The 14,657-nt window shown below is 71.3% G+C and carries 14 protein-coding genes; 8 read left to right on the top strand and 6 right to left on the bottom strand.

Going from position 1 to position 14,657, the window contains the following annotated elements:
• Positions 1–147: 147 nt before the first annotated feature.
• From AB0B14_RS19580 to AB0B14_RS19570, 3 genes are read right to left on the bottom strand one after another with little or no spacing between them, the layout of a single operon-like run.
• Positions 148–753: a hypothetical protein gene (locus tag AB0B14_RS19580; protein ID WP_357523396.1), complete on the bottom strand. Its 606-nt coding sequence runs from the start codon at positions 751–753 to the stop codon at positions 148–150.
• 4 nt (positions 754–757) lie between these two features.
• On the bottom strand, positions 758–1,366 hold the full coding sequence (locus AB0B14_RS19575; protein WP_357065269.1) for a hypothetical protein: 609 nt from the start codon (positions 1,364–1,366) through the stop codon (positions 758–760).
• Positions 1,363–2,706 (bottom strand): hypothetical protein, encoded by a 1,344-nt coding sequence (locus tag AB0B14_RS19570; RefSeq protein WP_357523394.1) that lies wholly within the window; start codon positions 2,704–2,706, stop codon positions 1,363–1,365. Before AB0B14_RS19570 ends, AB0B14_RS19575 begins: the two co-directional genes overlap by 4 nt.
• Positions 2,707–2,803: 97 nt before the next feature.
• Here AB0B14_RS19570 and AB0B14_RS19565 point away from each other — a divergent pair, with 97 nt between their 5' ends.
• The gene (locus AB0B14_RS19565) at positions 2,804–3,373 is read left to right on the top strand and encodes an adenylate kinase (RefSeq protein ID WP_357523392.1); all 570 of its coding nucleotides are present in this window, start codon (positions 2,804–2,806) and stop codon (positions 3,371–3,373) included.
• Positions 3,374–3,440: 67 nt separating this feature from the next.
• Entirely contained in the window at positions 3,441–3,887 is a 447-nt protein-coding gene (locus tag AB0B14_RS19560) for a hypothetical protein (RefSeq protein WP_357523390.1), read from the top strand.
• Between the two features lie 109 nt (positions 3,888–3,996).
• On the opposite strand, the gene AB0B14_RS19555 is transcribed toward AB0B14_RS19560, so the two are convergent.
• Both AB0B14_RS19555 and AB0B14_RS19550 read right to left on the bottom strand, forming a co-directional pair.
• On the bottom strand, positions 3,997–5,340 hold the full coding sequence (locus AB0B14_RS19555) for an ice-binding family protein (protein ID WP_357523388.1): 1,344 nt from the start codon (positions 5,338–5,340) through the stop codon (positions 3,997–3,999).
• 217 nt (positions 5,341–5,557) lie between these two features.
• On the bottom strand, positions 5,558–6,211 hold the full coding sequence (locus AB0B14_RS19550) for a class I SAM-dependent methyltransferase (RefSeq protein WP_357523386.1): 654 nt from the start codon (positions 6,209–6,211) through the stop codon (positions 5,558–5,560).
• A 126-nt stretch (positions 6,212–6,337) separates the two neighbouring features.
• Between AB0B14_RS19550 and AB0B14_RS19545 the strand changes: the two genes are divergently transcribed.
• On the top strand, positions 6,338–7,093 hold the full coding sequence (locus AB0B14_RS19545) for an SDR family oxidoreductase (protein ID WP_357065278.1): 756 nt from the start codon (positions 6,338–6,340) through the stop codon (positions 7,091–7,093).
• Between the two features lie 93 nt (positions 7,094–7,186).
• On the opposite strand, the gene AB0B14_RS19540 is transcribed toward AB0B14_RS19545, so the two are convergent.
• Positions 7,187–9,415 (bottom strand): hypothetical protein, encoded by a 2,229-nt coding sequence (locus AB0B14_RS19540; protein ID WP_357523384.1) that lies wholly within the window; start codon positions 9,413–9,415, stop codon positions 7,187–7,189.
• A 440-nt stretch (positions 9,416–9,855) separates the two neighbouring features.
• On the opposite strand from AB0B14_RS19540, the gene AB0B14_RS19535 reads away from it, so the two are divergent.
• The 5 genes from AB0B14_RS19535 to AB0B14_RS19515 all read left to right on the top strand — a co-directional run bounded on the left by AB0B14_RS19535 (position 9,856) and on the right by AB0B14_RS19515 (position 14,264).
• Positions 9,856–10,980 (top strand): FUSC family protein, encoded by a 1,125-nt coding sequence (locus AB0B14_RS19535; RefSeq protein WP_357065590.1) that lies wholly within the window; start codon positions 9,856–9,858, stop codon positions 10,978–10,980.
• A 46-nt stretch (positions 10,981–11,026) separates the two neighbouring features.
• Positions 11,027–11,551, top strand: a complete 525-nt coding sequence (locus AB0B14_RS19530) for a hypothetical protein (RefSeq protein WP_357523382.1) — start codon at positions 11,027–11,029, stop codon at positions 11,549–11,551.
• A gap of 74 nt (positions 11,552–11,625) precedes the next feature.
• Positions 11,626–12,468: a DUF4097 family beta strand repeat-containing protein gene (locus AB0B14_RS19525; RefSeq protein WP_357065282.1), complete on the top strand. Its 843-nt coding sequence runs from the start codon at positions 11,626–11,628 to the stop codon at positions 12,466–12,468.
• A gap of 33 nt (positions 12,469–12,501) precedes the next feature.
• A complete protein-coding gene (locus AB0B14_RS19520) occupies positions 12,502–13,479 on the top strand; it encodes an ATP-binding cassette domain-containing protein (protein WP_357065284.1) in 978 nt (325 codons plus the stop codon).
• Positions 13,476–14,264, top strand: a complete 789-nt coding sequence (locus AB0B14_RS19515) for an ABC transporter permease (RefSeq protein ID WP_357065286.1) — start codon at positions 13,476–13,478, stop codon at positions 14,262–14,264. The genes AB0B14_RS19520 and AB0B14_RS19515 overlap by 4 nt, the downstream gene beginning before the upstream one ends.
• Positions 14,265–14,657: the final 393 nt, after the last annotated feature.

The following is a 14,657-nucleotide window of genomic DNA, read 5'->3' as shown; positions in this document are numbered from 1 at the left end:
GGGGGCGGCGGGGCCCCACGCCTGGGGGGGGGCCCACCCCCACCCGGGCGGGCACCCCCGGGGCCCCCCCCCCCCCCGCCCCCCCCGGGGGGGGGGGCGGGGGGGGCCCCCCCCCCCCCCCCACGGCCGGCATCGGGAAGGAAACCGTCAGGTGTTCTTCGTGTAGCAGGTGACATGCCCGTTGGAGTCCTCGTGACAGTCCGCCCCCTTGGCACCGAGCACGTTTATCGTGCCGACCAGGACTGTCAACCCGAAGCCGGTCAGGATTCCCAGGCCCACCTTCTTGGCCAACTCCGCGAAGTTGGCAGTGACATCCAACCGGAACGTCACCGACGCGTACCGGATCTGGTCCCACAGCTCGGCGATCCGCGGATCGTGACCGGTGATGCTGAAGTCGTCGCTGCTGTGCTCGTCGGTCACCCGACCGCTCGCGAAGGCCACGAACACGTTCTTGTTCTGGTCCACCACGTTCGGCGCGGCGGCGAAACCCCAGCTGTGGCTGAGCAGCCCGTTCTCGTGGACGTGCCCCTGGAACCAGTAGTGGCCGTCGCTGGCCATCCGCAGCCACGCGGTGCCCTTGACGCTCGACGGCAGCAGGCTGCCGGAGAACGTGTTGCTCCACTCCTGCTCCAGTCGGTCCATCGCCGTCCGGGTCGACCCGCCCGGATTCCCGACCTGCGCGCCGACCTGACGCAGGGTCAGCGGCGCCCGGATGTCGAGGTACCGGGCGGCGGCCGTACGGACGCTTGTCATGCCGTCACTCCCTCGACTTCCACATGTGGATGGTGCCGTTCTCGTCCCGGTAGGAGTGGACCTTGCCCGGCTGACCGAAGAACGCGATCCACCCGGCGACCACCGCACCCACGATGACCAGCGGAATCCACTTCAGGATGTTGGTGATCAGCTGCCCGACGTTCATCGTCACGCTCAGCCGGAAGTTCACGCTGGCGTTGCTGAGCTGGTCCCAGTACTGCCCGATCCGCGGATCCTGGCCCAGCTCGGCGAAGTCGTCACTGCTGCTGTTGTCCGACACCTTGCCGCTGGCGGAGAAGACGAAGGCGTTGCCGTCGGCGTCCACGAACGCCGGCGTGGCCACGAACGACCAACTGTGCGAGACCGCGCCGTTCTCGTGCACGTGGCCCTCGAACATGTAGTGGCCGTCGCTGAACAACCGCAGCCACGCGCTGCCCTTCACGCTGGAGGGGAGCAGGCTGCCGGAGAACCACTCGCTGGACGTCTGCTCCAGTTGGACCAGCATCCGGCGACTGGAGCCGGTGGGGTGGCCGATCTCGCCGCCGACCTGCCGCATCGTCATCGGCGCCTCGAACCGCAGGTACTTCCCGGCCGCCTGACGCAGGCTGGTCATGACGTGGTCACCAGGATCGGCACCAGCGCCCGACCGGTCGGCAGCGGACCCAGCGCCTTGCCCAGGATCGCCCCGACCGCCTTGAGCGGGTCGGCCACCCGCATGGCGTGCCCCCGGGTGGGGGAGGTGGTCAGCAGGTCACCGGGACGCACCGGGCCGTGTGTCGCGTCGACCAGGCAGTAGACCTTGCCGGCCAGGGCCAGCGGCCGACGCCTGTCGCTGTCCGGCTGCCGGTCCAGCACCATCGCCGGGGCGAAGCTGCCCGCTCCGGAGACCACGCCGGCCACCGCGCTGTCGTACGGCTTGTCGGCCAACTCCAGCGCACCGGTCTCGCCGATCACCAGCACGGCACCGGGAATCGCCGCCGTCAGGTGCGCGTCGGCGACGTCGAACTCCTCCGCCAGGTCCGCGTTGCTGAGCGAGATGTCGCCGTGCACACCGTCGATGACCACTGTGTACGCCCGCGTGTCCGGGTTGGCGAAGGACATCGAACTCTGGTCGCCACTGATCCCGACGGTGTACGTACGGGTCTTGCTGTGGCAGAACTTGATGTGGTTGTTCGTGCCGTCCAGGTCGACCTGGTTCGCCGCGACGATCTTCGAGCTGACCGCGTTGGTCGCGGACATGTTCGTCGCGGTGACGCTGGGGCTGTTCAGGTTGTTGGCCGCCCACAGGTCACCGGTGGTGCCGTTGAGCAGCAGCTTGTACTGGCGGGTGTCCGGGTGCGCGAACGCCATCGAACTCTTCTCACCGTCGATCCCGACGGTGTACGTACGGGTCTTGCTGTGGCAGAACTTGACGTGGTTGTTCGGCCCGTCCAGGTCGACCTGGTTCGCGCTCAGGCTGCGGCTGTTGACGTTGTTGGCCGCCCACAGGTTGCCGTTCTGCCCGTCCAGGATCGTGGTGTAGGCGCGCTTGTCGTTCGCCAGGCTGATGGTGCTGGTGCCGCCGTTCATCCCGATCGTGTACGCGCGGGTCGTGAAGTTGGTGAGCACCAGAGCGTTGTCGGCGCCGTCGAGCACGACGGCCCGCGCGGCCACGGTGTCGGCGGTGATGGTGGTCGGCGGCGACGGGGTTGGCGTCGTCGGTGCCGCCTGGGCGTCACCCTTGACGACCGGAGCGGCCGTGGCGGGCGGCCCGTCGGCGCGCTGCGCCTGCTCGGTCTGCCGGGCCTGCTCGGGTGCGCGGACCGGCGGGGACACCGGTGCGGCGGTGTCCGCCCTGGCGGGCGCGTCGTCCGGGGTGGTCCGCTGCGGCGGTGTGCTCGGTGGGGTGGTGGGCCGGGCGATCGCCTCGGCGCTGTCCGGGTTGCTGGCCTTCGCGGCCTCGTTGTTTGCCATGTGTCCATTGCACCGGCCAGCCGGCCGCCAATCGTCGGTAGTCACTACGCAGGTTGGTCCACCCGACTACGTAGCGTCGACGGCGTACGCTGCCGCGATGACCGCACCGCGTCGCATCCTGATCTACGGGGTGCACGGCGCGGGCAAGTCCACTCTCGCCGTGCGCCTGGCCGAGCGACTCCGGTTGCCGTGGTATCCGGTGGACGACCTGCTGTGGCTGCCGGGGTGGGTGGAGGTGCCGGTCGCCGAGCAGCGCGCCCGGATCGAGGAGCTCTGCCGCCGGGACACCTGGATCCTCGACGGCGCGTACCACGGCTGGCGGGACGTGCCACTGGCTCGTGCCGACCTGGTGGTGGCCCTGGACTACCCACGGTGGCGCTCGTTCTGGTGGTTGCTGCGTCGTACCCTGCGCCGCCTGGGCTCGGGCGAGGTGATCTGCAACGGAAACCGCGAATCGCTGGGCAGCGTGCTGTCCTCGGAATCGATCCTGGTCTGGCACGTCACCGCGTTCGGCCGGGAACGGCGGCGGATGCGGGCCTGGCAGGCCGATCCGGCCGGGCCGCCCGTACTGCTGTTCACCAGCCCGGCCGCCCTGGACGACTGGGTGGCGCGCCTGCCAACCATTGACCCACGGGTGCCACCTGCGGCAGGCGAACGGCGGTGCTGAAGCGCGGGCCGCCGCACCGGATATCGCCTGGCATACTCGCCGCACCGGGCACCCGAAGGGACTGCGCATGAAGTCTGCCGAAGCACCCGTACGCGACTCGATCACCGCCTTCCTGCACGCCTACGCGCGGGCCGTCGAAGCCGGCGACAACGCCAGGGTCGCCGCGAGTTACGCCGCGACATACATCGAGGGTGACCCGAGTACGGCGACCGCCGTCACCAACGACGCGGCGTACCGGGCCGCCCTCGACGAGCGGCACGCCGCGATGACCGAGCAGTTCGGCCTGCGCCGCGCCCAGGTGACGGTCCTGGACGTGCTCGACCTCGCACCGGGGTACGTCCTCGTCCCCACCCGGTGGGCGTTGGACTTCGCACCGCCCGGTGGTGAGGCCGGCAGCGCGCGGTTCGCGCAGACCTATGTCGTGCGGCTGGCTGACGACCGGCCGCAGATCCTGCTCTACCTCTCGCACGAACGAGAGGACGACGCCCTGCGGAAGCTGGGTCTGACCGACTGACCCGGCCCCTGCGCCACACGTCGGCCCATCCCCGGTAAGGGGATGGGCCGACGGTGTCCAGGCCGGTCGCTGTTGGGCCCGGCCGGCAGGTCACCGGCCGGGCCACCGATCAGGACTCCTGGGTACGACGTCGGGCCAGGAAGAACGCGAACGCGCCCAGCAGGACGAGCGCACTTCCGATGCCCGTCAGGGCCGGGACCGTGCCACCGCCGGTGACCGGCAGGATGGGACCCCTGCCGCCAGGGCTACCGGGTGCGCCAGGCGCTCCGGGGCTACCGGGCGCTCCTTGCGGTCCGGCTTCGCCTTGTGCGCCCGGTGCTCCTTGCGGTCCGGCTTCGCCTTGTGCTCCGGGTGCGCCTTGCGGCCCGGGTGCGCCTTGCGGTCCGGGTGCTCCAGGGCTACCGGGTGCTCCAGGACTGCCAGGTGCGCCAGGCGCTCCGGGTGCGCCGGGGCTACCGGGTGCGCCAGGCGCTCCGGGTGCTCCAGGACTGCCAGGTGCGCCAGGCGCTCCGGGTGCGCCGGGGCTGCCCGGTGCGCCGGGGCTGCCGGGGGCTCCGGGGCTGCCGGGGGCGCCGGGGCTGCCGGGGGCTCCGGGGCTGCCCGGTGCGCCGGGGCTGCCAGGTGCTCCAGGGCTGCCGGGGGCGCCGGGGCTACCGGACGGGCCGGGCGGACCGGACGGGCCGGGTGGCCCGGTGGGGCCGGGTGGTCCGGACGGGCCGGCGCACAGCGGTGCGGTGATGACGTTGGTGTCGAGAGTGACGGCGGCGGTACGCGCCAGCGCGCGGCCCTGGAGGGTCGCGCCGGTGGCCATCGTGATCGCCGCCTGGGCCATGATGGTGCCCACGAAGGTGGTTCCCGTGCCGATCGTCGCCGAGCTGCCGATCTTCCAGAAGACGTTGCAGGCCGAGGCGCCGTTGATCAGGACGACGCTGCTGTTCGACGCCGTCGTCAGCGAGGAGTCGATCTGGAAGATGAACACGGCTGCCGGGTCACCCTGGCCGTTGAGCGTCAACGGCCCGGTGAGTTGCGCGGCCCCGATCCGGTAGACGCCCGCATTGAGCGTGTTGCCACCGAGTTCCGCGGGCAGGTTGGTGAAGGGCGTCCGCCCGGCGGCGTCGTTGAAGGCGATGGTCAGGTCGTTCTGCGCCTGGAGGGCGACCGCGTCGCCGAGGTGGACCTCGCCGCCGATGGTCGCCGTTCCGAAGCCCGCCGCGGTGTTTCCGGGGAATCGTCCGAGGCTCTGCCCCAGAAAGCTCGGGCCGGTGTTCGTCGGCTCGGCTCCGGCGAGGACGGAGAAGTTGCCCGCCGTGCCCAGGTTCACCGGTGCGTCGGCGGCACTGGCCGGCGTCGAGCCGAGCAGCAGGAAGCTGGCCGCGACGGCGGCGGCTGCGGATGCCGCGAGCGCCGCCAGGAGCCCTCGGCGAAGACGATGATGATGGGGCTTTGCTGTCACAGAACACCCTCCGTGGGTTCTTACTTCGCAGGAGGGCTCGGTGAAGCCAAGACCTGCGTCAGACGGCCTGGATGGCACTGACAAAGTGCGGTGACCACCACATCACGTCCGGGCCGTCGATACCCGCAAAACGGGATAATAGGTGCATTGGATGCGCAATACGTATTCACCTTCACATTGCTCTGAATCGCACGAGTGATCGACTGACCACCCTCGCTCAGAGCTGGTGTGCCGCCTCGGGCCTGATCGCCCGGCCGTGCACACAGGGCGCGGACGGGCTGTTGCTGGTGGCCGGGAAACGGAATCGGCGCAGTTCCTCGATCACGAACCCTTCGGCGCTGATGGCCGCGACGGTGTCGCGGTTGGTGTGGCAGCCGCCGAACAGCTTCGGCCACAGTGTCGCGTCGAGCAGTCGCTGGGCGCGGTGCAGACCGCTGTGCCTCTCGGCGGCGACGTGCTCGAAGAAGCGCAACTGGCCGCCGGGACGCAGCACCCGGCTGACCTCCGCGAGCGCGCCCGCCTGATCCGGCACTGTGCACAACACCAACGCGACGACCGCCGCGTCGAACTCGCCGTCACCTGCGGGCAGACCCTCCGCCAGACCGTCGACGACCGTGACCGGTACCGGCGCGTTCGGTGCCGCCCGCTCGGCGGCGGCGCGCAGACGACGTTCTGGCTCGACCGCGACGACCTCGGTCACCCCGGGCGGATAGTGGGCGAACATCCTGCCGTTGCCCGCACCGATCTCGATCACCCGGCCGGCGAGGTCGGCGACCAGGTCCCGTCGGAACTCCGCCGTGCCGGCCCGGTCCATGGCGACGCTGAGCCGTTCGTACACCCGGGCGAACACCGGGTGGGACACCACGGCCATGCCGACCTCCAGAAGACGGGGATCCTCGTTGACCTGTTCTCGAGCGATTGTGCTGCATCGGCGCACGGTTTCCGTCTTACTGATGTGGCAGCGACTCATCCCACGCAGACAGGACGTGGTTCGACCATGAAGATCGTCGTCATCGGTGGCAGTGGCCTCATCGGCTCCAAGCTCGTGGACAATCTCGGCGCCCGGGGGCACGAGGCGGTGCCCGCCTCTCCGAAGACCGGCGTCAACACACTGACCGGCGACGGGGTCGCCGAGGCGCTCGCCGGTGCGGACGTCGTCGTCGACGTGTCGAACTCGCCGTCGTTCGAGGACACCGCCGTGCTGGAGTTCTTCGAGACGTCCACCCGGACGCTTCTTGCCGCCGCGTCGGACGCCGGGGTGGGCCACTACGCGGCGCTCTCGATCGTCGGCTGCGACCGGATCCCGGACAGCGGCTACATGCGGGCGAAGGTCGCCCAGGAGAAGCTCATCGTCGCGGCCGGCATCCCGTACTCCGTGGTGCACGCCACGCAGTTCTTCGAGTTCGTCCAGGGGATCATCGACGCCGCCACGGACGGCGACACCGTGCACCTCGCGCCGGTGCTCATCCAGCCGATGGCGGCGGACGACGTCGCGGCCGAGGTCGCCGACGTCGTGGTCGGTACGCCCACCAACGCGGTGGTCGAGATCGCTGGCCCGGAGCAGTTCCGCCTCGACGAACTGGGCCGTACCATCCTCGCCTCCCAGCATGATCCCCGGTCGGTGGTGGCCGACCCGGGCGCCCGGTATTTCGGCGCCACACTTGGCGAACGCTCGCTCGTCCCGGCCGACGGCGCTCGTCTCGCCACCACGCGTCTCGACGACTGGCGTGCGCGGGCGGCCCGCGCCACGTGACCCTGCGCGGGCGGCCCGCGCGAGGTGACCCTGCGCGGGCGGCCCGCGCGAGGTGACCCTGCGCGGGCGGCGCGCGCGAGGTGACCGGGCCGGCTACCCGGGCGCCACGGGTGGGTTCGTCCGCCCACCGAGGCGCTGCACCAACTCCCGTACCGCCTCGGTGAACGCCTCGTCCGCCTCGTCCGGCCAGTGGCCGTGGATGGGTGGGGGAACGCTGTCGCTGGCCGGCGTCACCACGTCGCGGGGATCGCGTTGTCGGCGATCCACGGCGTCTGCCGGGTCGCTGTCCGTGGCCGTCGGGGATGACCGGTGGGCGGAGAAGACCCAGCCGCCGATGGGGTCGGTGTCCCGCCACAGGTTCACCCAGCGCCAACCGACCCGGCGGCCGATGTCGTGCAGCGCCGCATCATCGATGTAGGCGGGGAAGAGTCGCGCGTAGAGGCGACGCAACGGCGACCCGTGGGTGAGCAGGGCGACGCGGCAGCCGACCTCCGGCGGCAACTGGAGCACCGTCGCGGCGAGCAGGACCGAGCCGTGGCTGTGCCCGGTGAGCAGCACCGGGTGGCCGCTCTCGACGAGGTACGTGACGCGCCGGGTCAGCTCCGGTACGGCCCGTTCGGCGTAGCAGGGCGGCGCGAAGGGGTGGGCGGCTCGGGGCCAGAAGGTGCCGAGGTCCCAGAGAACGCCGACGTGCCGCCGGAACGGGATGGTCCGGTAGGCGAAGACACTGCCGACGATCAGGCCGATGATGATCGCGGCGATCAGCCAACTGCCGAACGCGATGCTGAAGGTGACCGCGTCCGCCGGCAACCCGATGTTTCTCTCGACGAGGTCGCTCGGGAACTCTCCCAGCAGGCCGATGGTGGTGTTGGCCGTGGCGAGCCCGGCGAGGCAGCCGAAGAGCACCGCCAGCGACACCAGTTTCTCGGTGAACCGGGCCCGAGCTATCGCGTCCCGGACCTGCCGGAGTCGGGGTCTGACCTGGGCCGGCGGGTTCGGGTAGTCGTGCGCGACGATCGTCTCGGCGGCGCGCCGCCGGCGACGGCGGGAGATCGCGACGACCAGACCGGCGACGACCAGCGTGATCAGCACCGCCCGCAGGAAACCGAAGATCACCCACGTGTACGCGCGGGGCGGGCCGGCGGCGATGCCCGCAGCGGTCGGCACGTCGCGGTCGAGGAAATCCGCCGCCCGAAAGACCAACCCCGCGGAGTACGCCACCGCCACGCTGATCCCGGCCGCCGCGATCGCGAGCGCGCCCAGCCCGAACAGCGGCCTGGCCCCTCGCCGCCGGTTCCCGGGCCGCAGCAGCACCACGCCCAGGGCGGCCAGCAGGGTCGTCTGCGCGACGAACAGCCCGGCCAGGGTCGTGTCGTAGCCGGGCAGCCCGTGGCGTTCGTCCCACGGTCGCGGGCTGGCCAGCACGTAGGCCAGCACGAGGACGGTCAGGACGATGGCGGTGGTCCGCAGCGCGTTGGTGACGCCGTCGAGCCGCCGATCGGCGGCGGCCCGGTCGATCAGCGAGGGAGTGCACAGCGATCCCACGCAGGCGGCCAGGACCACCGCGGTGGCCACCGTCAGGGCGACGCCGGTGGCGGTGGCACCGGTGGCGACTCGGGCCAGCAGCAGGGTGAGGTCCAGCGTCGCGAACGCGGCGGCGACGTGGATCGAGCGCAGTCGGCCGACCAGCGGCTCGGCGTCCCACTGGCCGACCTCGCCGAGCCGATGCCCGGAGACCTGCTCGGGCGCGCGGAACGCCTCGAACGGCCGCCCCGGGCGGTTGCTGATCCGCCAGATCAGGCCGATCGCGGTGGCCGGGACCAGCGCGAGCACCGCCAGTCGGAGCCCGACCGGCCGCCCGCTCAACCAGGACAGCCAGCTGCGCCCGGCGAGGCAGTTCGACGAGTTCAGACACTTCCAGCCGACGAGATCCAGGGCGACGCCGGCGATGGCGAGCACGTAGAGCGCGGTGAGCGTGAGCGCCAGCAGCCGGCACAGCGATCGGACCATCGCCTCGGAACCGGCGTTCGCGGGACGCATCCAGATCGTCACGTTGACGAGCATGAACGGCAGGAGGAAGACCAGCCCCAGGGCGCGGGCCACGGTCCCGGCGGGCAGGTCACCCCAGCGGTACGCCTCCAGCGTCACCCCGTGGGCGCCGACACTGTCCGAACACCGAGGGCGCGGGCGGTAGAAGCCTCCGCTGCGGTCGCCCGCCACCTGCGCGATCTGCCGCAGGTCCAGCACCTCTTCGGCGTTCGCGCCGGAGACTCCGTGCACCCGTAGCTCCACGACGTCGCCGGAGATGTCCGGCCCGCTCAACCGCGCTGACCCATCCGACGTTCCCCCCGCGGCGTCTCGGCAGCCCCATGACACGATCCACCCGAGGCCAGCCCCACCAGCACCGTGGCCGGGGACGCCACCCGGACGGCGGCAGAGCGCGGTCTACCCGAAGCGGACCGCCTCAATCGCGACCGGCCCGGCGTACGCCGGAACGATCGTCGCGGTCCCACGGCGACGCGTCCGGCGTACCTCGAAATGATCGTCGCGGTCGCGCGGCCCCACACTCGTCGCGGTCGTCGCGGTCGTCGCGGTCGTCGCGGTCGTCGCGGTGGCCGCTCGGCGCGGTCGCCGCTTGGTCGCCGCGCACGTGCGCGGGGGATTGATCGGGCCCTGGCGGGGTAGGTGCCGCCATGGTCGCTGCCGGTCGGCACGGAGCGGACCGGCGCGCTCCGCTCGTGGTCCGGCTGTGGGACCGCACGATGGCCACGCTGCGCGAGCGGTTCCGTCGGGTACGGGCGATCGGCGGGCTCGCGGTGCAGGCCGGCCTGGCCGCGGCGCTGGCGTGGTACGTGGCGCACGAGCTGTTGCAGGTGTCGCAACCGGTCTTCGCGCCGATCTCCGCGGTCTCGACTCTCGCCGCGTCCGTCGGCCAACGGCTCCGCCGAACCGTCGAGCTGATCATCGGGGTCACCGTCGGCGTGCTGATCGGCGATCTGCTGCTCCTGGTGATCGGCACCGGGTGGTGGCAACTGGCCCTGATCGTCGTGCTCGCCATCGTCGTCGCGTTGTTCCTCGCGGGCAGTGCGGCGGTGGTGATCCAGGCCGGGGCGACGGCGGTGCTCATCGCCACGCTCAGTCCGTCCGTTCGTGACCTGGAGATCCCTCGGTTCGTGGACGCGCTGGTCGGGGGAGGTCTGGCGCTGCTGGTCACCGCTGTGCTGCTGCCGCTGAACCCGCTGCGGGTGCTCAACCGGGCGGCGCGGCCGGTGTTGGATCTGCTCGTGGCCCAACTCGGCGCGACCGCCGACGCGCTGGCCGCGGGTGACGCCGGTCGGGCCCGTGCCGCCCGCAGCGCGCTGCGGCAGAACAAGGGCCAGTTGCAGGCGTTCGTCGAGGCGACCCAGGGCGCCCGGGAGGCCAGCACCCTGTCGCCGGTGCACTGGCGCGAGCGGCACGGGCCGGTGGGCCGGTACGCGCAGGCGGCAGAGCCGATCGACCGGGCGATGCGCAACAGCGGAACCCTCATCCGGCGATCGGTGACGCTGATCGAGGACGGCGAACCGGTCCCGGAAGCGCTGCCGCAGGCGGTGGCCGATCTCGCCGACGCCGTCCGGTTGCTCAAGCGGCAGTTCGCGGCCGGTGCCGAGCCGAACCGGGCGCGCGAGCAGGCGCTGCGGGCGGTGCGGACGGCCGGTCGTGCCTACCGGGAGGGGGTCGGCTTCTCCGGTGCGGTGGTGGTGGCGCAGGTCCGGACAACCGTCAGCGATCTTCTGGTGGCCACCGGGTTGACCCAGGGGGAGGCGAATCACCTGGTCCGAGGTGCTTTCGGCGGCCTGGAAACGTCCGCGTCCGGCAGCGGGACCGACCGTTTGGCATCGTCCTGAGCCATGACTGTTGCACTCTGAGCCAAAGTGGTGCCATGATGGTGCCATGGAGCTGAGGTCATACGTTGAGAACCTGCGAGACGAGTTCGCCGTGGCGGCGGAGGGCGTCGACCCCGAGGCCCGGGTGCTGGCCGAACGGCTCTTCGCCCAGCTGGAGGCGGCGACCCGGCTCACGTTGCTCGAAGCACTCTCCGACGCCGCCGACGAGATCACCCGTGACCTCGCCCCCGGTTCGGTGCACGTCCGGTTGCGGGGGCGCGAGCCGGACTTCGTGGTGACGCCGGCCAGCCCGCCGGTCGACGAGGTGGGTGCGGGCAGTGGCCCACCGACGCTGTCCGCGCCGGCACCCGCGCCCGACGGCGAGGACGGCGGCACCTCGCGGATCAACCTTCGACTCCCCGACCACCTCAAGGCCAGCGTCGAGGAGGCCGCCGGGCGCGCCGGGCTCTCGGTCAACGCCTGGCTGGTGCGCGCTGTCGCCGGTGCCATCGGCGCCGGTGACCCGGAACGTCGTCCACCCCGTCGGGCGGAGCCGCGCTCCGGCCAGCACGTCACCGGCTGGGCCCGCTAACACTCCGTACCCCCTCGTTTTCTTACGCCGCTGACCAGCGGCGACATTCGCCGACCACCTTTCGGGAGACCACCATGCCTGTTTTCGACACGCCAGAGCCCATCGCCGTCCAGATCGAGCTGCCCGTCGGGGATGTCTGGATCAGCGCGACCGACCGCACCGACACGGTGGTGACGGTGCGACCCCGCGACCCGTCGAGCAGGGCCGACGTGAGCACCGCCGAGCAGACCACCGTCGAGTACGCCGCGGGACAACTGCTGATCAGGGTGTCGAAGAGTTGGCGTCGCTACGGCTTCGGCCCCGGGCCGTCGGTCGACGTCCTGATCGAGCTGCCGGCCGGGTCGCGAGTGCACGCGCAGTCGTCCTGGGCGGCGTTCCGCTGCGAGGGTCGGCTCGGTGCGTGTCACATCAAGACCGGGAGTGGGATCCGGCTCGACGAGACCGGGCCGCTGGACATCGACAGCAGCCACGGCGAGGTCGCGGTGGAGCGGGTCGTGGGCTCGGCCCGGGTGAAGGTCTCGTCCGGCAAGGTGCGCATCGGCGCGGTCGACGGCCCCGCCGAGATCAAGAATTCCTCCGGTGACTGCTGGATCGGCCGCAGTGGCGGCGACGTCCGGGTCAACACCGCGTACGGCGACATCACCCTCGACTCGCCGATGGCCTCGGTGACGGCACGCACCGCCTACGGCAACGTCCGGCTCGGTGAGGTCGTCCGGGGGGCGATCGAGCTGAACACCTCGTACGGGGCCATCGAGGTCGGCATCCGTCGCGGCACCGCGGCCTGGCTCGACGTCAGCTCCAAGCACGGCCGTGTGCACAACGCCCTGGAGACGACCGACGGCCCGGCGCAGACCGACGAGACCGTCGAGATCCGGGCGAACACCGCCTACGGCGACATCATGATCCGCCGCGCCTGATCCATCCCCACCGCGACCGCAAAAGAGGAGACCATGACCAGTTCCACGAAGCCCGCGATCGTCGCCACCGACCTGCGGAAGTCCTACGGCGACAAGGTCGTGCTGGACGGCATCGACCTCATGATCACCGAGGGAACGATCTTCGCGCTGCTCGGCCCCAACGGCGCCGGCAAGACCACCACCGTGCAGATCCTCTCCACCCTGATCAACGCCGATGGCGGCAACGCCCGCGTCTTCGGCCACGACCTGAAACGCGAGCCCGACGCGGTACGCGAACTGATCGGCGTCACCGGCCAGTTCTCCGCCGTCGACAACCTGCTCACCGGCCGGGAGAACCTCAACCTGATGGCCGACCTCTGTCACCTGGACCGCGACGCCGGTCGGCGACGGATCGCCGACCTGCTCGACCAGTTCGACCTGACCGAGGCGGCGGGCAAGCCGGTGTCGACGTACTCGGGCGGGATGCGGCGGCGGCTCGACCTCGCGATGACCCTGGTCGGCGCGCCCCGCGTGATCTTCCTCGACGAGCCGACCACCGGCCTCGACCCGCGCAGCCGCCGGGCCATGTGGCACATCATCCGCGCTCTCGTCGCCGAGGGCGTCACCATCCTGCTCACCACCCAGTACCTGGAGGAGGCCGACCAGCTCGCCGACCGCGTCGCGTTCCTCGACCACGGCCGGCTGATCGCCGAGGGCACCCCGCGCGAACTCAAGCGGCTCATCCCGGGCGGCCACGTGGTGCTGCAGTTCGCCGACCAGGACGGGCTCGACTCGGCGGCCCGGACGTTCGCGGCCGGAACCCGCGACGACGCGGCGCTCACCCTCCAGGTGCCGAGCGACGGCGGAGTCGGGTCGCTGCGCTCGCTGCTCGACCAGCTCGACGAGGCCTCGATCAGCGTGGCCGGGCTCTCCGTGCACACCCCCGATCTCGACGACGTCTTCCTCACCCTCACCGGCCAGCCCGACTCCCGTGCCGGCCGACCCGACCAGGAAAGGGCCACCGCGCGATGAGCACCGTCTCCCTCGCCGTCCGCGACTCGAGCACCATGCTGCGGCGCAACCTCCTGCACATGCGGCGGTACCCGTCGATGACGTTCCTGCTCATCGGCATCCCGATCATCATCCTGCTGCTCTTCGTCTACGTGTTCGGTGGCACGCTCGGCGCCGGCCTCGGCCCGTCCGGCGACCGTTCCCAGTACGCCAACTACGTCACCCCCGGGATCCTGCTCATCACGGTGGTCAGCGCGGCGCAGGGCACCGCCATCTCGGTCGCGATGGACATGACCGAGGGCATCATCGCCCGGTTCCGGACGATGGCGATCTTCCGCCCGTCGGTGCTCACCGGCCACGTGCTGGGCAGCCTGGTCCAGACCCTGCTCAGCCTCGCGGCCGTCACCGTCGTCGCGCTGCTGGTCGGGTTCCGGCCGACGGCCAACCCGGTCGAGTGGCTCGCCGCGATCGGCGTCCTCGCCATGATCACTTTTGCGCTCACCTGGCTGTCCGTCGCCCTCGGCCTGGTCAGCGACAGTGTCGAGACGGCCAGCAACCTGCCCATGCCGCTGATCCTCCTGCCGTTCCTCGGCAGCGGGTTCGTCCCCACCGACTCCATGCCGACGCCGGTGCGGTGGTTCGCCGACTACCAGCCCTTCACGCCCGTCATGGAGACCCTCCGCGGCCTGCTGCTCGGCACCGGGATCGGCGCCAACGGAGTCATCGCGGTCGTCTGGTGCGTCGTCATCAGCGTGCTCAGCTTCTTCTGGGCCAAGGCCCTGTACAACCGCAGTCGGGCCACCTGATCCCGACACCCGCTCGACGTCCCGCCATCGCGACGGACAGCCGGCGGCTCGGCCCACGGGGGGCCGAGCCGCCGGCTGTCCCTGTCGCGCGGTACGGGCCGGCGGGGGCTTGATCGACTCGGCTTTCGTGAAGTCGGCCCGTCTTCGCCCTACGGACCCCCGATTTCAAGGAACGCGAGTGGATCACTCAAACGTCGAATGTTATCGATAACACGGGCCCCTCGCGGGGCCGTGCGGTGCGCCGGTAGCCCCCGGGGGCGCTCGCTCATGAGCCATCGCGGCGACCGGTGGCCGTGCCAGAGGTCCGGCCATGGGAGCGCGGCGGCCCGGTGATGTTATCGCCAACATCATCCCGGCCCGGCGCGTGGCCGCCGGCAGGCGGGCGTCCCGCGG

The organism is Micromonospora sp. NPDC049171, from assembly GCF_040648275.1.
GTDB lineage: Bacteria > Actinomycetota > Actinomycetes > Mycobacteriales > Micromonosporaceae > Micromonospora.
Note: the sequence above shows the minus strand (reverse complement) of the source record. Positions and strands in the feature narration are given on the sequence as shown.